Annotated in this window: 20 protein-coding genes and 1 pseudogene; 6 read left to right on the forward strand and 15 right to left on the reverse strand. The window is 46.5% G+C overall.

Features of this window, described 5'->3' with window-relative positions:
• Positions 1 to 125: 125 nt before the first annotated feature.
• A complete protein-coding gene (locus LRY47_RS07780) occupies positions 126 to 449 on the reverse strand; it encodes a hypothetical protein (protein WP_295223921.1) in 324 nt (107 codons plus the stop codon).
• Positions 450 to 574: 125 nt separating this feature from the next.
• Here LRY47_RS07780 and LRY47_RS07785 point away from each other — a divergent pair, with 125 nt between their 5' ends.
• Together LRY47_RS07785 and LRY47_RS07790 are read left to right on the forward strand one after the other, a co-directional pair.
• Positions 575 to 838, forward strand: a complete 264-nt coding sequence (locus LRY47_RS07785; RefSeq protein ID WP_295223922.1) for a hypothetical protein — start codon at positions 575 to 577, stop codon at positions 836 to 838.
• Between the two features lie 75 nt (positions 839 to 913).
• The gene (locus tag LRY47_RS07790) at positions 914 to 1,933 is read left to right on the forward strand and encodes a glycosyltransferase family 9 protein (protein WP_295223923.1); all 1,020 of its coding nucleotides are present in this window, start codon (positions 914 to 916) and stop codon (positions 1,931 to 1,933) included.
• Between the two features lie 21 nt (positions 1,934 to 1,954).
• Here the strand turns inward: LRY47_RS07790 and LRY47_RS07795 are convergent, their stop codons facing one another.
• From LRY47_RS07795 to pyrF, 14 genes are all read right to left on the reverse strand, one after another.
• Positions 1,955 to 3,127: a peptidoglycan DD-metalloendopeptidase family protein gene (locus LRY47_RS07795; protein WP_295223925.1), complete on the reverse strand. Its 1,173-nt coding sequence runs from the start codon at positions 3,125 to 3,127 to the stop codon at positions 1,955 to 1,957.
• The gene (locus tag LRY47_RS07800; RefSeq protein WP_295223928.1) at positions 3,114 to 3,728 is read right to left on the reverse strand and encodes a DedA family protein; all 615 of its coding nucleotides are present in this window, start codon (positions 3,726 to 3,728) and stop codon (positions 3,114 to 3,116) included. Before LRY47_RS07800 ends, LRY47_RS07795 begins: the two co-directional genes overlap by 14 nt.
• On the reverse strand, positions 3,721 to 5,364 hold the full coding sequence (gene recN, locus LRY47_RS07805) for a DNA repair protein RecN (RefSeq protein ID WP_295224073.1): 1,644 nt from the start codon (positions 5,362 to 5,364) through the stop codon (positions 3,721 to 3,723). Before recN ends, LRY47_RS07800 begins: the two co-directional genes overlap by 8 nt.
• Before the next feature lie 2 nt (positions 5,365 to 5,366).
• Positions 5,367 to 6,227: an NAD(+)/NADH kinase gene (locus LRY47_RS07810; protein WP_295223931.1), complete on the reverse strand. Its 861-nt coding sequence runs from the start codon at positions 6,225 to 6,227 to the stop codon at positions 5,367 to 5,369.
• A complete protein-coding gene (locus LRY47_RS07815) occupies positions 6,190 to 7,014 on the reverse strand; it encodes a TlyA family RNA methyltransferase (protein ID WP_295223933.1) in 825 nt (274 codons plus the stop codon). Before LRY47_RS07815 ends, LRY47_RS07810 begins: the two co-directional genes overlap by 38 nt.
• A 2-nt stretch (positions 7,015 to 7,016) precedes the next feature.
• Positions 7,017 to 8,873: a 1-deoxy-D-xylulose-5-phosphate synthase gene (gene dxs, locus LRY47_RS07820; protein ID WP_295223936.1), complete on the reverse strand. Its 1,857-nt coding sequence runs from the start codon at positions 8,871 to 8,873 to the stop codon at positions 7,017 to 7,019.
• Between the two features lie 3 nt (positions 8,874 to 8,876).
• Complete coding sequence (locus LRY47_RS07825; RefSeq protein WP_295223938.1) at positions 8,877 to 9,776, reverse strand: polyprenyl synthetase family protein; 900 nt, start codon at positions 9,774 to 9,776, stop codon at positions 8,877 to 8,879.
• Positions 9,763 to 9,990, reverse strand: coding sequence for an exodeoxyribonuclease VII small subunit (xseB, locus tag LRY47_RS07830; RefSeq protein ID WP_295223940.1), 228 nt, complete (start codon positions 9,988 to 9,990; stop codon positions 9,763 to 9,765). Before xseB ends, LRY47_RS07825 begins: the two co-directional genes overlap by 14 nt.
• A complete protein-coding gene (locus LRY47_RS07835) occupies positions 9,990 to 10,454 on the reverse strand; it encodes a peroxiredoxin (RefSeq protein ID WP_295223942.1) in 465 nt (154 codons plus the stop codon). The genes xseB and LRY47_RS07835 overlap by 1 nt, the downstream gene beginning before the upstream one ends.
• The gene (rlmN, locus tag LRY47_RS07840) at positions 10,435 to 11,511 is read right to left on the reverse strand and encodes a 23S rRNA (adenine(2503)-C(2))-methyltransferase RlmN (protein ID WP_295223944.1); all 1,077 of its coding nucleotides are present in this window, start codon (positions 11,509 to 11,511) and stop codon (positions 10,435 to 10,437) included. Before rlmN ends, LRY47_RS07835 begins: the two co-directional genes overlap by 20 nt.
• A gap of 18 nt (positions 11,512 to 11,529) precedes the next feature.
• The gene (locus LRY47_RS07845) at positions 11,530 to 11,874 is read right to left on the reverse strand and encodes an STAS domain-containing protein (protein WP_295223947.1); all 345 of its coding nucleotides are present in this window, start codon (positions 11,872 to 11,874) and stop codon (positions 11,530 to 11,532) included.
• A gap of 11 nt (positions 11,875 to 11,885) precedes the next feature.
• A complete protein-coding gene (locus LRY47_RS07850; protein ID WP_295223950.1) occupies positions 11,886 to 12,551 on the reverse strand; it encodes a flagellar brake protein in 666 nt (221 codons plus the stop codon).
• A gap of 107 nt (positions 12,552 to 12,658) precedes the next feature.
• Positions 12,659 to 13,234, reverse strand: coding sequence for an orotate phosphoribosyltransferase (gene pyrE, locus LRY47_RS07855; protein WP_295223953.1), 576 nt, complete (start codon positions 13,232 to 13,234; stop codon positions 12,659 to 12,661).
• Entirely contained in the window at positions 13,231 to 13,938 is a 708-nt protein-coding gene (gene pyrF / locus LRY47_RS07860) for an orotidine-5'-phosphate decarboxylase (protein ID WP_295223955.1), read from the reverse strand. Before pyrF ends, pyrE begins: the two co-directional genes overlap by 4 nt.
• Before the next feature lie 120 nt (positions 13,939 to 14,058).
• On the opposite strand from pyrF, the pseudogene cbiD reads away from it, so the two are divergent.
• The 4 genes and pseudogenes from cbiD to LRY47_RS07880 all read left to right on the forward strand — a co-directional run bounded on the left by cbiD (position 14,059) and on the right by LRY47_RS07880 (position 17,130).
• Positions 14,059 to 15,035 (forward strand): annotated as a pseudogene (gene cbiD, locus LRY47_RS07865) (cobalt-precorrin-5B (C(1))-methyltransferase CbiD).
• Positions 15,022 to 15,618 carry a cobalt-precorrin-7 (C(5))-methyltransferase gene (locus LRY47_RS07870; protein ID WP_295223958.1) on the forward strand — a complete coding sequence of 199 codons (597 nt, stop codon included), beginning with the start codon at positions 15,022 to 15,024 and terminating at the stop codon, positions 15,616 to 15,618. The pseudogene cbiD and the gene LRY47_RS07870 overlap by 14 nt, the downstream one beginning before the upstream one ends.
• Positions 15,615 to 16,358 carry a precorrin-4 C(11)-methyltransferase gene (gene cobM, locus LRY47_RS07875; RefSeq protein WP_295223961.1) on the forward strand — a complete coding sequence of 248 codons (744 nt, stop codon included), beginning with the start codon at positions 15,615 to 15,617 and terminating at the stop codon, positions 16,356 to 16,358. Before LRY47_RS07870 ends, cobM begins: the two co-directional genes overlap by 4 nt.
• Positions 16,345 to 17,130 carry a cobalamin biosynthesis protein gene (locus tag LRY47_RS07880; RefSeq protein ID WP_295223964.1) on the forward strand — a complete coding sequence of 262 codons (786 nt, stop codon included), beginning with the start codon at positions 16,345 to 16,347 and terminating at the stop codon, positions 17,128 to 17,130. Before cobM ends, LRY47_RS07880 begins: the two co-directional genes overlap by 14 nt.
• Position 17,131 lies beyond the last annotated feature (1 nt).

Consider the following 17,131-nt stretch of genomic DNA (forward strand, 5'->3'; position numbering starts at 1 on the left):
AACAGGCATCAAAGAAGTGGACTATGCCGCTGAGGGACTGGCTGCCTGCCATGAACCGTTTCATCATGGAATACGGCGAAAGGGCTAATGCGTAAAACGGCACTTACACAAAACTATTTACAGGGTCAATTTTCAGTTTCCAGCATGTTATGCATGAAGAGTACATCCTGATAAAAAGTGTCTCCGTTGCCGAAAGAAAGATCTATCCTGTTTTTGCGGCAGAACTTTTCATACCCTTCAGCGTAAGCGCGTCTTCTATTCTCCTTTCCGGGAATTAATGAAAAGAAAGTTTTAGTATGAACACCTGAATCAATGAGATCTGAATTACATCTTGCACTATAAAGATAAACATCATGACCAGACTGTCTGAAAACGCGCATCTGTTCAGCAATAATGCGGGATGCCCCGTTGCGACCAAGTATCTTTCTTTGTGCAAAAGCTATTCTCATATACGCTCCCCGCAAATCAGCCTACTCATAATCTAGCATAAAATAATTTTACACTAAACATCTTTTCCCACTAAACATTGATAAAAATGAACCGATACATTAGTATATAAAAACAGAGGTGAGTAATGAGACCTTCGATGGAATTCATGAGTAATGTTTGTTCTGTGCTGGGACACATTAACAAGAATATTGAAGAAACAAAAATTGCCCTGCTGTTGGAAAAAAAGATGGAATCCGGCGGCGAGACATATAATCTTGTGCTGAAAGGTCAGAACGAAGCGGATGTTTTCACACTCGCAAGCGACCTTACGGATGAACAGCTTAAATGGTATGTTTTCGGTCTTGGTGACGGAATGGGGCTTAAACCAGAAAAGCTTGAAATAGCCTGAAGTCCCCCGACTGCATAACCTTTTCACTTCATATTTTTCTATTCATCTGATATTCTCCTCTTCATCGGAGGCGGAATGAAATTTCTTTTGATACAGCTATATCAGACTGGCGATGTTGCTCTCACCACACATATTCCCAGAGAACTGAAAAAATATTATCCCGACGCAGAGATAGATTTCCTGACGTTTAAGGCGAACAGACCTGTTGTGGAAAACAATCCGAACATAAGAAACATACTGACCACTGAGCGTAAAGGCGGAATAAGAGAGATGGCGCGGATCATTAAAGAGGTGCGCGGCAACAGATACGACGCGATTCTGGACTTTCACAATAACCCCAGAACGGCTTATATTACCTTTTTGAGCGGAGCAAAATATAAGGTATGCTACGGCAATTCGCCCCGCAAATTTTTCTATAACACTCCGGTGAAAGTTTATGACGGATGCCCTGGAGTTATAAAACTCTCCCTTACAGCACCCTTCATAAAAAACTTCGACCCTTCAAAGCTCAATGCAAAACCGGAAGTTTTTCCATCTGCATCGGCTTCGGCAAGTGCGGAAGAGATACTGAAATCTTTCGGCATATCACATTCCGACTTTCTGGTGACAATGTCGCCAACACATAAAAGGGACACAAGACGCTGGAAGTTTGAGCATTTCATGGATACTGCCGAATATCTTGTAAAAGAGCACAGCGCAAAGGTTCTCATCACATACGGTCCCGGCGAAAAAGAATACATCACAGACAGAATTACTCAAATGCCTAAAAACGTTTTTCTTATGCCCCAGACAAATCTTTCGGAATTTATAGCAGTGATAGGCAAAGCGAAACTGCACATCGGCAACGATTCCGCACCGCATCATATCGCCACCGGACAGAATGTCCCCACGTTCATAGTGATAGGTTCCACATCCCCGCACTGGGTATTCCCGTCACCGGAACACACATACGCCAACGCGGGACTGGAATGTCAGCCATGTCTGAAAAGCACATGCAGAATATCGCCGGAAATCCCATGTATGTCTCAATTCGGTTTTAAAGATATCAAAGAAAAGCTGAACACATTCATAAAGAAACAAAAAAGCCGGTCATAAGACCGGCTTTGCCATTTGCAATTACATCAAGCTTCCGTCACTTCGCATGTGAGAATTTCGCAGAAGCGTGAAACGAACGTCACGCCCGTATGCTGTGTTTATCTTTGCAACCAACGGTTTAACAGCCTCTTTGAAAGCCGTTCTTTGTGATTTTGGCAATTTCAGGTTGGGCGATGTAAACGTCAGAGGATTGAGGAACTTGCCATATTGCTTGATACGGTAGTCAAGGTGCGGTCCGGTTGATATACCAGTGGAACCGACATAACCGATAACAGAGCCTTGTGAAACCTTGGATCCTTTTCTTATCTTTGCAAATTTTGAAAGATGCAGATAAAGAGTCTCATACCCGTTCAGGTGGCGTATCTTCACATAGTTGCCGTTGAACTGGTTGTATTCTCTGTTCAGAACAACGCCGTCTGATGTTGCATGTATGGGAGTGCCAACAGGAGCTGCGTAATCAACGCCGTGGTGCGGGATGTATCTGTTAAGAACCGGGTGGAGTCTTTTTCCGGTGTATGTTGATGATATTCTTGTGAATTTGAGAGGTGCCTTAAGGAAGCCTTTTTTGAGTGATTTACCATCAACGTCATAGTAGCCTTTTACTCCGTTATACTCATAATAGAGTGCGCGAAGGAAACGTCCCTGATTCACAAAATCTGCCGCAAGAATCTTTCCGTAACCGATGAATCTGTCCTTGGCAAACTTTTTTTCTACCAGAACAGAGAAGGAATCACCCTTACGAAGAGCATGGAAGAAGTCAATCTCCCACTCGTAAATATCTGCAAGCATAAAAGCCAGCTCTATACCCTCGCCGGCTTTCACCATGGCATCGGTAAGGCTGGATTCAACCACTCCGTGGGCAATAGTTGTCACAGTATGCACAGGGTGATTAGTCACCTCAAGATTGAAATCATCATCAAGGAGATTAACTGAAATATCTGTCAGACTGTCGGGGGAGATTGTAACGGAAGCGGGGCTAATTTTGACAATAGTACCTATTCTGAGTGTAAAATCGGGAACAACCCTTTTGATCTCTTTTTCAAGGTTTAAAATTGTTGCGGCTGACAGTTTATCTGAAAATATTGAAAAAAGACTTTCGCCTGTTTGAATCTTATGTATTTTATCTGAAGCATTTGCTGAAAAAACCGTGAACAATAGCATTAAAAAGACAAGTAAAACCCTACGCTGCTGCATTTTTCCTCCTTTTTTTGTGCCAGATAACATAAAGGATAACAATAACCGTTAAGACACATAATGTAATTATAGTAATCGGATGCAAATTTGATTTGATTAGCTCAATATTGTTTCCGACGAAATATCCGAGGATGGCAAGGATAACAACCCATATTCCGGCACCGAGAGAGGTAAAGAAGATGAACTTAGGCATATTCATGCTGGCAAGCCCTGCGGGAAAGGAGATATACTGTCTTACACCAGGAATGAGACGACCGACAAAAGTGGTTATCTCCCCATGCACTTTAAAATAATTCTCCATCTTATCAAGACGTTCAACCGGCATAAAAAGATATCTGCCGTATTTGACCAGAAGCGCTCTGCCCATAAACACCGCAAGATAGTAGTTCACAAGCGCCCCGATGATGGAGCCTGTGACACCGCTTATGACAACAAGATAGATATTCATTTTTCCCTGCGCGGCAAGGTAGCCCGCAGGCGGAACAACGACTTCGCTGGGAAAAGGGACAAAGGAGCTTTCAAGAGCCATCATGATTACTATTCCGGCATAACCCATGTTATGCACTGCGTTCAGAACAAACTGTACGAAAGTGTCAAGCATCCTTCATATCCTCTATCATCTCCCTTGCCTGCTGCACAGCGGACGGTGTGTCGTTTCCGGCTATCATCTGCGCCAGTACTGCAAGGCGTGTATTCCCGTCTATCTCGTTTATCTCTGTTCTGGCAAGTCCGGTGTCGGCTGCCTTGGTGATATGCAGATGTTTTCTCCCCGCACATGCTACAACAGGCAGGTGTGTAATAACAATCACCTGTCTGGCGTTTGCCACTTTTTTCAGCTTAACAGCGACCTGCTTGGCAGTTTTCCCGCTTATTCCGGTGTCGATCTCGTCAAAAACAAGGGTCTGCACCCTGTCTTTTTCGGCAAAAACCTCTTTCATAGCGAGCATCACGCGGGAAATTTCACCGCCTGACGCAACCTTCTGAATAGGTCCCGGTTCAAAACCTCTGTTGGTGCTGATATGGAATTCCGCCTTCAGCCCTGCGGACGCATCCATATCCTCAGTATTTTCAAATACTACTTTAAAGACAGAGTTTTTCAGTTCCAGTTCATTTAAATTTTCAACTATTGATATTTCAATCATGTCTGCCGCTTTGCGGCGCGCTTTGTTCAATATTTCAGCTTTTGCCTCAAGCGTTTTTCTCAAAGCTCCAAGCTCTTTTTCAAGCTTGCCCAGACTGTCTTCGGAAAATTCCATCTCCGTAAGTCTGCTTCTGACCTTATCAGCAAACGCGCATACATCCGAAAGCTCAGGACCGTACTTTTTCATAAGGTTCTGGAGCTTGTATTTTCTGTCCACAAGCCTGTCCAGTTCGTCGGGGTCAGTGTCGGAAGCGTCCGCAACTGATTCGATATTCGCCATGATATCATTGAGCAGATATGTCATCTCTGACAACTGATCAGCCGCCTTACTAATTGTTTCGCTGTATTTGGAGATGCCGTTCAAAGCCGCCGCCGCCGAGGTAACAAGCTCGTAAGCGTTCACCTCACCGTCGCGGAGAAGCTGTAAAGACTTCGTTGAGTTCTCAAGTATTTTTGAAAGGTTTGAAAGAACGTTTATCCTGTCGTCTATTCTGGAATCATCGTCCGGGTTTATCTTAAGTTCGTCTATTTCGCCTATCTGAAACTCAAGCATATCCTTTTCGCGGAGGAAAAGCTGTCTGTCCGCCTTTATCTTCGCTATTCGGGAAACAAGTTCCCTGTAGCCGCCGTAACACTCGGCATATGCATCTTTCGGCTCCTGCGGAACAAGGCTGTCGATGAAGCCCATATGAGTTGCGCTGTCCAGAAGCTGCTGATGTTCGTGCTGTCCGTGTATATCGCAGAAGGAAGCTGTAATCTCCCTCAGCTGTTCAACGGTTGCCATGCGCCCGTTGATGAATATTCTGTTCTTGCCTGCTTTGTCTATCTCGCGGCGGATTATTATGCCGTCCTCTGTTTCAAACTGTTCAGCAAGCTCCTGCGGAACATCCTGAGCACCTAAGAATTCCGCCTCGACGGTTATCTTCTTTTCGGGGTCGCGGAAGAGCGTCCTGCTGAATCTCGCTCCCAGAACAAGGCTCAAAGCGCCTATGAATACAGATTTGCCTGCTCCGGTCTCACCTGTGATGATATTCAGCCCGTCGGTGAACTCCACTGAAACGGATTCTATCACTGAAAGGTTTTCAACCCGAAGCATACTCAGCACTGAACACCGCCCCAGCCGAGCTTTTCGCGGATAAGAGCGTAATAGTTCTTATCCTTCGGCACTATAAGCTGTGTGCATGTGCTGGCTTTCTTCACGGTTATGGTCTTTTCCGTATCAAGCTGGCGGTATATCTGACCGTCAAAAGTAATTGAAACCTTTTCGTTTCCGGTTTTTATGCGGATCTCGACTTCGCTGTCGTCTGAAATCACGATCGGTCTGTTTGAAAGCCCCTGCGGACAGATGGGTGTTATCACCATGGTCTCAAGACTGGGATGAACAATGGGACCGCCCGCGGCAAGGCTGTATGCAGTGGAACCTGTCGGGGTCGCCACTATAAGCCCGTCGGCTCTGTATTCGTTAACAAGAACTTTATTGATGTATAAAGACATTTCAATGATACGCGCCACGTCTGACTTGTTTATCACAAGGTCATTCAGCACGTCTATCTCAAGGACTTTTTCGTCCTCTTCCAGAAGGTGTGAATGGAGCTTCATCCGTCTTTCCAGCCTGTAATCGCCGTCCAGAACGGATTTCAGAGTGGCAAGAGCATCCGATGCCCTAGTTTCGGTAAGGAAACCGAGCCTGCCGAGGTTTACACCGAGTATGGGCGTTTCTTTCATACCGAGTATGCGGACTGCTGAGATGAGCGTTCCGTCACCGCCAAGCACCACAACAAGGTCGGATTTTTCCCTTATCTCATTGTCGGTGTTATATACTTTCTCGCCCAGCACTTCCGCTGTGCGTTTCTCTTTCAAAATCGTAACGCCGCGCTCTGTCAGAAAGGAGATCATCTCCTCCAGAAGCGGGCGAACCCTGTCACCGTGGGGTTTGGCGACTATAGCTATGGTTTTCATACACCACCCTGCTGACGATGCTTTGGATATCCGGTTCATCTAATTGAACATTGTACCGAAAATATACGAGATATTCAATATTTCCTTTGGCACCTTTTATGGGCGAAGTGCAAAGCCCGAAAAACGTGAATCCGCTCTCCGCGCCCCATGTGATTACCTGACTAATCACTCTTTCATGCACAGACCTGTCAAATACTATACCGCCTCTGCCGACCTCGTTCCTCTCCGCCTCAAACTGCGGTTTGATGAGAAACACCGCCTCGGAATCTTCTTTGCAGAACTGTACGCAGGCGGGAATTATCATTGAAAGCGAAATGAATGAAACGTCGCATACGAAAATATCCGCCTTTGCGCCTATGGTCTCATATGGAATTATTCTGAAGTTTGTGGCGTCAAGAACCGTCACTCGTTCGTCGCGTGCCAGACGCGGGTCAAGCTGTCCTTTTCCGGTATCCACGGCAAATATTTTCGCCGCTCCCGCATTAAGAGCCACGTCGGTGAAACCGCCTGTGGATGCGCCTATATCTATTACTGTTTTGTCTTTGAAATCTATCAGGAATTCGTCCGCCGCCTTCTCAAGCTTGAGCCCGCCGCGGCTGGCGAATTTATTGTGAGCTTTCAGTCTTACAACGCTGTCGACAGGAAACATCTGTCCCGGTTTATCTGCCCTGTGGTCGTCAACAACCACAAGACCTGCCATAACAAATCTCGCCGCCTCGTCCGTTGTCTCCGCCAGATCAAGCTGAATCAGAAGATTGTCAATGCGATCCTTTTTGGGTTTCTGCATTGTCAGATATGTTTAACGATATTGTCCAGAATGCTTTCAGCATCAAGCTGTATAAGCTTTCTGAGGCTGTTGTGATCGCCGTGTTCGACAAACAGATCGGGGATTCCGTGTTTGAGTATTTTAACGAGTACGCCCTTTTCCATCAGTATGTCGGCTATCTCGTCACCCGCTCCGCCTTTAACGCTTCCTTCCTCAACAGTGACAACCAATTTGGCACCGAGTGCAGCATCGGCTATTTTGTCCTTATTGAGAGGTTTCAGGAAACGGATGTTTACCAGAGTTGCCGAAATACCTTTTTCGGCAAGCGAGTTATAGACTTTATAAGCTTCGTCGAAGATATGCCCCGCCGAATAGATCACAACGTCTTTGCCGCTGCCGATTATTTCCGGCTCGCCGAGTTCAACAGGCGTAACGGGTATTTCGTCATAACTGCCAGCCTCGCCCCTTGCATAGCGGATGGACACGGGCGTATCCGTTTTTTCCGCCATTCTGAGCATGGCTTCAAGTTCATGACCGTCTTTGGGAAGCATAACTGTGAAATTAGGCACCGTACGCAGGTATGAAATATCATACGCGCCGTGGTGTGTGGGTCCGTCTGCACCCACAAGTCCGCCCCTGTCCAGACAAAGGACAACGGGAAGGTTTTGCAGTGCGACATCGTGTATTATCTGGTCGTAAGCCCTCTGGGCAAACGTGGAGTATATTGCGACAAAAGGCTTTATGCCTGAGATAGCCATTCCCGCGGCAAACGTCACAGCATGCTGTTCCGCGATACCGACATCAAAGACCCTGTCGGGGAATTTTGCCTCCATGAGGTTAAGCCCCGTTCCGTCCTTCATAGCGGCACTTACGGCAACAATCCGCGGGTTCTTTTCCGCCAGTTCCAGAAGTGTTTCGCCGAAAATATCAGTGAAAGATTTCTTTCCGCCGAGTTTTACGGATTTGCCTGTGGAGATGTCAAACGAAGCGACGCCATGGAATTTTGACGGGTTCGCCTCCGCCGGAGCATAGCCGTTTCCCTTGCGGGTCATGACATGCACAAGTACAGGTCCGTCAACGTTCTGCGCGTTTTCCAGAGCGCGCACGACCTCTTTTATCTTATGTCCCTGAACGGGACCGACATAGCGAAGTCCGAGTTCTTCAAACAGTATCCCGGGGGTGAAGAAGCCCACCATCCCCTCTTCCATCTTTTTGGCAAGATGGAGAATTCTGTTTCCGAGGGGTTTTGTGGCAAGGTATTCCTGAACGTCCTTGCGCACCCTTGTATAGAATTTACCCGTCATCATGTTCGACAGATAATGTGAAAATCCGCCTACGTTGGGGCTGATGGACATCTCGTTGTCGTTCAGCACCACTATCATGTTCTTATCCAGATGTCCGAGGTTGTTCAGCGCCTCGAAAGCCATCCCTGCGGTCATAGCACCGTCGCCTATAACTGAGACGACCTTGCGTTTTCTGCCTGTCAGCTCGTCGGCAACGTGCATACCCAGTCCGGCAGATATGGATGTACTGGTGTGTCCCACTCCGAACGCGTCATATTTGGATTCGGATGGTTTTATGAAGCCTGATATGCCTTTATACTGCCGAAGAGAACAGAATCTGTCTTTTCTGTCGGTAAGTATTTTGTAGGCATAGGACTGGTGTCCCACATCCCACACTATGCGGTCGTTTTCCGGATCAAACACTTTCATAAGCCCGATTGTGAGTTCCACAACACCGAGGCTCGGCGCAAGGTGCCCGCCGGAAACCGAGCAGGTTTTTATTATTTTGTCCCGCACATCCTGAGCAAGTTCGTCAAGCTGTTCATAGCTCAACGTTTTAAGCTCAGACGGGAGATTCAGTCTGTCAAGCAGTGCCATATATTAATTTTTTCTCTCAATTATAAATTTGGCAATCTCACGGCATGGGTCTGCCGTGCTTCCATAAACGGAGATTATCTGCAAAGCCTCTTCAATGAGCAGTTCTGCTTTGCGGTGGGAATCCTCGATACCGTGAACAGCTGGGTATGTCGCCTTTCCGTTCTCAACGTCGCTTCCTGCGTCCTTTCCAAGTTCCTCCGTTGTGGAGGTAATGTCAAGGATATCGTCAACTATCTGAAACGCCAGTCCGATACGCATTCCATATTCATAGAGACGCTTTTTATCGTCTTCGGTGCCGAAACCGAGTATAGCACCCAGTTCACAGCAGTATGCAAGCAGTCTGGACGTTTTGTGGCTATGAATGAAATCCACCGCCGCTCCGTCAAATATGCCGTTTTCCGCTTCCATATCGGCTATCTGTCCGCCGACCATCCCCTTGTCGCCTGTTGCGTCGGCAAGCTTAAAAGCCGCCTCAAGCATCTGTTCTGGCGTAACGTCCGGGTTCAGCTTTTTGTCGCACATAACCTCAAAAGCCTTCGTAAGCAGTCCGTCACCAGCGAGGATAGCGGTGGCTTCGCCGAACACTTTATGGTTAGTTGGTTTCCCCCTGCGGAAATCGTCGTCGTCCATGGCGGGAAGGTCGTCGTGTATCAGCGAATAAGTATGGAGCATCTCAACCGCCGACGCAAACGGGGTTACTTTATCAAAATACCCCTCGAATATGCCGTATGCCGAATAAACCAGAGCCGGACGGATCCGCTTTCCGCCTGCGAAAAGGCTGTAGCGCATTGCCTGCATAAGATTTTTCGTATGTGGGTCGTGCGGCTGCATATAGCTTTCAAAGAATTCCTCAACTTTGCCGCCCCAGAAACCGAGGTAGCCTTTCATATCAAAGCGGCTCATCAAACTGCTCCGTTTTAACTTCGTCGCCCTCTGCCGAAAGCACCCTGCTGACCTTGGACTCGATATCGTCAAGCATTTTGCGGCATTCCTTGCCCAGCCTCATGCCCTCCTGAAAGAGTTTAAGGTTCTCTTCAATCTCGACTTCGCCGCTTTCCAGCCGCTCAACTATCTCTTCCAGTTTTTTCAGTTTATCTTCAAATTTTTCGTTACTCATCAAAGTACACACATCACTTTTTCCGCGTGTCCGTCAACTTTTACATTGCGGAACGCTTTTTCCAGTTTACCGTTTTCGCCAATCACAAACGTAGAACGTATTATACCCATAACGGCTTTACCGTACATCTTCTTCTCGCCGTATGCGCCGTATGCCGCGGCAACGGAGCGATCGGGGTCGCTTAAAAGAAGGAAGTTCAGAGAATGTTTCGTTTTGAAATTCTGGTGACTCTTTATGCTGTCGGGGCTGACGCCTACGATAACGGCATTTTTACCGCCGAATTCATCCTTAACCTGAGTAAAGGCTATCGCTTCCTTCGTACAGCCGGAGGTGTTGTCTTTCGGATAGAAATACAGAACCAGCTTTTTACCTTTGAATGATGCAAGGCTGTATGTGTTCCCGTCGTCGCCTTCAAGGCTGAAATCGGGAGCGGTCATACCCTCTTCAAGGAGTTTTTCCGCCATCTTTCCCACCTTTTTTCGTGTAGTTCGCCCGCAGCTGACCGCAGGCTCCGTCAATATCACTTCCGAGGCTCTTCCTGATGAAAACGCCTATCCTGTTATTTATCAGATATTGCTGAAACTTTAAAGCATCTTTTTGGTCAGGCGCTTTAAACTCTTTATCAGCACCGGCGTTGTACAATATAAGATTTACCTTGAGCCTATCAAGACCTTTGAGGAGTTTCGCAAGGTTTTGCGCGTCCTCAATACTGTCGTTGACGCCTTTAAGAAGCACATATTCGATGGTCACGCTTTTGCGTTTCTGAATAGGCAGTTCTTTCAGTGTCTTCACAAGCTCGGCAAGTGGGAATTTATTGGATATGGGCATGATGCCCTTTCTTTTTTCCTGTGTGGATGCGTTGATGGAAACAGCAAGGTTCACCGGCGTGTCTATGGAAAACAGTTTTTTTATGCTGTCGGTCACTCCGCAGGTGGAAACTGTTATCTTTCTGTGTGAAAATCCGTATCCATTGTCGTCAAGAAGCACAGTGAGCGCTTCCAGAACGTTATCTGTATTATCCAGCGGCTCGCCCATCCCCATAAAAACAAGATTGGTAAGCTTTTCATCCTGCTCCGCCAGTATCTCGTTAAGGCGTTTAACCTGTTTCAGAATCTCACCAACTGTCAGGTTGCGCTTAAGTCCCATTGAGGCGGTTGAACAGAATGCACACCCCATCCGGCAGCCTACCTGTGACGAAATACACGCGGTATAGCGTTTTCCGTCGTTAAGGATCACCGATTCGATGTGTTCGCCGTCTTCCAGTCTGAAAAGCACTTTTACTGAGCCGTCCTGCTCCGAACGCTGTGCCGCCACTACTTCCATAACGGTAAACACGGCAATGTCCGCAAGTTTCTGTCGGATAGCAGCGGAAAGGTCTGTCATTTCAGCGATATTCTCACTGCCGCGGTTATGCGCCCATTTATATATCTGTTCGCCGCGGAATTTTTCAAAGCCCATGGACACGGCGAAATCTTTAAGTCCTTGAAGACAGTGGGAATCGATATAGAATTTTTCGGTCAAGATACACTCTGTAATTTTTTAGATGATATAACGCATAGCGTCGTCGTTGTTTTCGTGTATGTTGAAAAGTCTGTTCAGGTTAGTGCTTTTAAAAACCTTCATGATCTCTTCATTCACGGCAGTAAGATAGAGCGGTTTGTTCAGCTCTCTCATATTTTTAAGTATCTGGATAAGCTCGCGCAGACCGCTGCTGTTCAGATATGTCACCCGGGAACAGTTTATGATAACGGCGTCTGACCCGTCCATATTGGAACGGATATGGGTTTTCATCTCATCCCCGTTGTATGAGTCTATTTCGTGCATGGGGTAGAGAACTTCAACATTCTTTTCGCCGAAAATTATCATTTCGCTGTTAAATGCCATAAAACCCCCTCCTAACCTAGCAGCTTTCGCTGCTCCACCTGACGTTTGAAGACGTATTTTATTATTCTGTCTCTGTCCGTCTGGTGCAGATCCACAAACTTAACGCCTATTTCAAATTTGCCTTCAACAGAGCGGCAGCGCATCACCTGCGCCTTGACCTGATCCAGCTTCTCTATGTGTCCCATAAAAAATATTTCTATTGTAGCATCTTTTGCAACGGGAATGTCGGTAAACATCTTAAGCCCGCCGCCGGACATATCTGTAACCTTTGCCTCAACAAGCTTCTCCAGCCATATATCGTCCTTTTTCACAGGAACCGTAGCCTTAATACTTAAACGGGTGTCAACACGGAAAAAAGCTCTGAGTTCCTCTCGGAACACGGCATCAGGATATGCAATTTTCAAAAGCATCATGGTGCCGCTTTTCAGTCTGTCAAGCACTATGCTTTTAAAGGTGAACCTGCCCATGTCCATAACATATGACACATGCAGACGGGTGTTGGGAGCCAAAGGTACCGTTCTGCCCTTGCTTGTGGGCATAGACACCATGATATGCTCCTTGTGAGAGACATCTTCAATACGGGAATCGAATATCCCCGGGTAGTCCCCCACTTTCACCTCGATCAGCAGCTTCTGATTGACAGATATAAATTTATCAAACTTTACAAGTTTTTCCAAAGCCAAAATCCCCGGTGGTTGTGTTTAAACATATACAATCTTACTTAAAAGAGAAAGATTGTATCACAAAATTACGTTCGTAAAAATAAAAAAAAACTTAATAACAGTTATTTTATGTTTCTGCTGCCGGGTTTATAAGCTGGTGTTCCCTCTTTGCACATAGGACACACAGAAGGGTCAAACGTCTGAACGTCAAGTTGCACAAGGGGGATAAAAGGCTGATCAAATTCTGCTTTCCCGCCGCTTCTGTCTATAAGGCAGGTTACAGCTACGACATCTCCGCCGGCGTTTATGCAGGCGTCGATACATTCTTTAGTTGATTTTCCGGTGGTTATAACATCCTCAGCCAGAAGCACCTTTTCGCCTTTTGCTATAGAAAAGCCCCTGCGCAGTGTCATTGTTCCGTCGACTCTCTCTGTAAACAATGTACGTTTTTTCATCTGGCGCGCAAGCTCATATCCGAAACGGATTCCGCCTATGGCGGGGCTTACGACAACGTCGAACTCAACACCGTCCAGCTTTTTTACAAGTTCGGCTATGACAGCTTCAACTTCGTAGGGATGCTGCATGATGAGTTCCGACTGAAGAAATTTATCGGAATGGAGACCGGAGGAAAGAAGAAAATGTCCCTCCAGAAGTGCGTTGTGTTTTCTGTAAAGTTCCAGTACCTGCTCTGCGTTCAATTCATTTCCTCCAATATTTTTAGCGCAGCCTGTGCGGGGTCTTTCGCCTGTGTCACAGGTCTGCCAATAACTATATAATCAGTACCCATATTTTTTGCGTCTTTCGGGGTGACAACCCTTTTCTGGTCGTCAACGGATACATCGGCGGGTCTTATGCCGGGGGTAACAGTGATGAAATTTTTGCCAAGCGCATCTTTTATGAAAGTTGTCTCCTTTGCGGACGACACAACACCGTCAAGCCCGCTCTGTTTCGCAAGAGATGCGAGATGCAGTACATAATCCTTAGGCTGCTGAAAGCCTATTTTCATGGACTGAAGGTATTTTTCGTCGAGACTTGTCAGAAGTGTGACACCTATCAGAAGAGGTTTTTTCACATTAGTTTTTGCGCAATGCTCGGAAACACGCTCCACAACGGACGCCATCATATCTCTGCCGCCCTGTGTGTGCATGTTAACCATCTCCGTTTCATATTGCAGAGAAGCAAACACCGCAGACACAACAGTGTTTTGAATATCGTGAAATTTCAGATCGAGAAATATCTTTTTGTCTTGTTTCTTAAGGTATTCGATAATGTTCTTACCGTCGGCAACGAACAATTCAAGCCCTACCTTATACCATGTGACGGCATCGCCCGTCATATCGACTATCTTTTTCGCAGCATCCGCTCTGTCAAAATCCAGAGCTACTATCATTTCAGGTTTCATGCTATTTTATCCTCTTGAAGACTGTAGCATATTTCTGGTATTTTTCAAGCACCTGTTGACACTTTTATTTGTTTATATAAAATTAGTTAACAGGTTTTTATCAAACGGAGAAAAGCTTAATTGAGAAACGGTTACACCACAGGAGCAACAGCCTGTGCCGCGGCGTGGGCATCATGTGTCTTTAAATTGTCAAACCGCATTATAGAAACCGCCGATATATTTCTGCCCGACGGCACCCTTGTGCATATACCTGTGCATCGGGACATAGGCTTTTTCTATGCTGTAAAGGACGGAGGCGACGATATTGACGTCACTCACGGGATGCGGATATATGCCGACTGCGAACTTAACGACACCGGAACGGTTGAGGTTACAGGCGGAAAAGGTATAGGTCTCGTAACAAAAAAAGGTCTGCAGGTACCTGTTGGCAGATACGCAATTAACCCAGCTCCTGAAAAGATGATAAAAGAGAATCTTGCAAAACTCCTCGGCGGAAAAGGTGCAAAAGTAACCATATGGGCGCCGACGGCGAGCGCATAGCAAAGGAAACTTTTAACGAAAAAGTCGGCGTTGTTGGTGGCATCTCAATAATAGGTACCACAGGAATAGTCACTCCTATGAGCGTCGAGGCGATAATCGAAACGATAAAATGTGAACTGGACGTTGCCTCAGGCGAAAAGAAAGAGGTCATATGCCTCACCCCGGGCAAGATAGGTGAAAAACATTTTCTGAAAAAATATCCGTCCATCCCAGTGATACTGATGAGCAATTTTGCACACGAAGCCTTTGACCATGCGAAACGGAAGGGCTTTGACAGGATATACGTTGCGGGACACCCAGCAAAACTCTGCAAGATTCTGATGGGATATTACAACACTCACTCAAAGAATTCACCAATGGCAACGGACTGGCTGGCGGACAGGCTTGAACTGACAGATAAATTCAATACTGTGGAAGAGATACTGACATCGGTCGATATCGACCTTTCTTTCATAGCAGAGGAACTTGCGCAGAAGATAGAAAAAGACTACGGTTTTGCGCATGTTTCTGTTATCTTCTATGACATGAACGGGAGGATGAAAGGTGAAAGACTCTGAAATAACCGTCATTTCCGTGGGACCCGGCGACCACGACATGATAACCCTGCGCGGGCTTAAAGCCATCGAAGCACAGGAAATGATAATCGGCATGACGGATTCCGTGGAAACCTTCGCCAAACACAAACCGCACTATATACCTAAAAACATGCGAGCCGACAGCATAGAGTTCATAAAGAACTGTCCGGCAAAGAAAATTGGTGTTCTGGTATCCGGCGACGCAGGTTTTTTCAGCCTTTCGCGGTTCATCACCAAAGAGTTTGAAAACGTAAAGATTATCGCCGGAGTAAGCTCCATGTGCGCCGGATTTGCGCTGATTAAAAAGATGTGGTTCTCATACAGATTTATATCTGTACACGGCAGGGAACTTTTAGATGAATGTCCTTCGGAATCAACTGTAATCCTCTGCGATGAAGTGAATTCCCCCGATGCTATAATAAAAAAATTCCCTCAGATAACTGAAAAATTCGATTTTTATATACTTTGTGACGTAAGCCTGCCCACAGAGGCGGTCTATACGGAGCTTAAAGGCAGTTACGGCACGTCCAGAATCATTCTGGTGCTGGAGGAGAAAACAGCGTGAAAGTCTATTTTATCGGCGCAGGTCCCGGAGATGCTGAACTCATAACAGTCAAAGGCGCAAGGCTCATAGGTGAATGTCAGGTCATAATTTATGCAGGAAGCCTTGTTAACCCTGATATTCTGAAATATGCATCAAAAGATGCCGAGATACACGATTCAGCCCCTCTGAATCTGGATGAAATAATAGAAATAATCAAAAAAGCACACAAAGAAGACAAAAACGTTGCCCGCGTTCACACAGGCGACCCGTCACTTTATGGAGCCACAGGTGAACAGATGGCGGAACTCAACCGCCACGGCATAGAATACGAAACAATCCCTGGTGTGACCAGCATGGCGGCATCGGCGGCGGCGGCAAACGTTGAACTGACGATGCCCGAAATATCCCAAACGGTAACAATAACGCGCACCCCCGGCAGAACGCCCATGCCCGAAGAGCTTTCAAATATCGCAAACGTCGGAGGCACAATAGCCTTTTTTCTGTCCGCAGGACAGGGCGAACATATAACCAGAGTTCTCACAGAGAACGGATGGAACGCCGACACTCCGGTAGTTCTGGTATACAGAGCGAGCTGGGAAGACCAGAAGATTGCCAGATGCGTGCTTTACGACCTTGATAAAACATTGAAAAAGAACGGCATGACAAAACAGACAATGATCCTTGTGGGCAAAGCCGTAGGCGGCACACCCGAAAATTATTCAAAGCTTTACGACAGGGCTTTCAGCCATGAATACAGGTAAATTCGCCGTTGTAGCCGTTACCCAAAAGGGTGCCGAGCAGGCGCAGTTTATCGCCGAACGCTTAAAATATGATCTGTTTTTATCTGAAAAAATTTTAGGATATGATGCTGTAACATATTCTTCACTTAAAGAATGTTTTGAAAAATTATTTAAAAATTATGACGGAATAATCGCCGTTATGGCGCAGGGCATAGTCACCAGAATGATAGCCCCGCTCCTTGACAGCAAATACAAAGATCCGGCAGTCGTTGTTTGCGACGAGGTTGGCAGATACGCCATCAGCGCCCTTTCGGGGCATGAGGGTGGTGCAAACAGACTGGCACACGCCGTTGCGTCCGTAACCGGAGCGGTTCCTGTCATAACTACCGCCACAGAAGCGAACAAGCTTTTCATTGCAGGCATCGGCTGCCGGAAAGGTACGTCAAAAGAACAGATAATGAGCGCACTGACAGCGGCTTGCGGCGAAATAAAAATTGATGTTGCGGATATACGGCTGATAGCCTCCGCATGGGTGAAAGAGAGTGAACAGGGGCTTATTGACGCAGCGGACGAACTTGGCATATATCTGCGGTTTCTGCCTGAACATCTTTTCTCACACTGTCCCTACGATGTTGAGGAGACGGCAGCGGCAAAACATATAGGCATCCGCGCTGTTGCGGAGCCGTGCGCACTTATGGCGGGATTTAATACGCAATTGATACTGAAAAAAACTATATACGAAAATGTTACAGTGGCAATTTCTAAGGAAATGACCAGATTTCTTTCGGAGTGAT

Origin of the sequence: Seleniivibrio sp. (assembly GCF_021209385.1) — a bacterium.
Classification (GTDB): Bacteria; Chrysiogenota; Deferribacteres; order Deferribacterales; family Geovibrionaceae; genus Seleniivibrio.

What these genes read in the sequence shown, in the direction of transcription:
- LRY47_RS07780 (WP_295223921.1), bottom strand. Translation starts at nt 449, where the DNA reads ATGAGAATAGCTTTTGCACAAAGAAAGATACTTGGTCGCAACGGGGCA.
- LRY47_RS07785 (WP_295223922.1), top strand. Translation starts at nt 575, where the DNA reads ATGAGACCTTCGATGGAATTCATGAGTAATGTTTGTTCTGTGCTGGGA.
- LRY47_RS07790 (WP_295223923.1), top strand. Translation starts at nt 914, where the DNA reads ATGAAATTTCTTTTGATACAGCTATATCAGACTGGCGATGTTGCTCTC.
- LRY47_RS07795 (WP_295223925.1), bottom strand. Translation starts at nt 3,127, where the DNA reads ATGCAGCAGCGTAGGGTTTTACTTGTCTTTTTAATGCTATTGTTCACG.
- LRY47_RS07800 (WP_295223928.1), bottom strand. Translation starts at nt 3,728, where the DNA reads ATGCTTGACACTTTCGTACAGTTTGTTCTGAACGCAGTGCATAACATG.
- recN (WP_295224073.1), bottom strand. Translation starts at nt 5,364, where the DNA reads ATGCTTCGGGTTGAAAACCTTTCAGTGATAGAATCCGTTTCAGTGGAG.
- LRY47_RS07810 (WP_295223931.1), bottom strand. Translation starts at nt 6,227, where the DNA reads ATGAAAACCATAGCTATAGTCGCCAAACCCCACGGTGACAGGGTTCGC.
- LRY47_RS07815 (WP_295223933.1), bottom strand. Translation starts at nt 7,014, where the DNA reads ATGCAGAAACCCAAAAAGGATCGCATTGACAATCTTCTGATTCAGCTT.
- dxs (WP_295223936.1), bottom strand. Translation starts at nt 8,873, where the DNA reads ATGGCACTGCTTGACAGACTGAATCTCCCGTCTGAGCTTAAAACGTTG.
- LRY47_RS07825 (WP_295223938.1), bottom strand. Translation starts at nt 9,776, where the DNA reads ATGAGCCGCTTTGATATGAAAGGCTACCTCGGTTTCTGGGGCGGCAAA.
- xseB (WP_295223940.1), bottom strand. Translation starts at nt 9,990, where the DNA reads ATGAGTAACGAAAAATTTGAAGATAAACTGAAAAAACTGGAAGAGATA.
- LRY47_RS07835 (WP_295223942.1), bottom strand. Translation starts at nt 10,454, where the DNA reads ATGGCGGAAAAACTCCTTGAAGAGGGTATGACCGCTCCCGATTTCAGC.
- LRY47_RS07845 (WP_295223947.1), bottom strand. Translation starts at nt 11,874, where the DNA reads ATGGCATTTAACAGCGAAATGATAATTTTCGGCGAAAAGAATGTTGAA.
- pyrF (WP_295223955.1), bottom strand. Translation starts at nt 13,938, where the DNA reads ATGAAACCTGAAATGATAGTAGCTCTGGATTTTGACAGAGCGGATGCT.
- LRY47_RS07880 (WP_295223964.1), top strand. Translation starts at nt 16,345, where the DNA reads ATGAATACAGGTAAATTCGCCGTTGTAGCCGTTACCCAAAAGGGTGCC.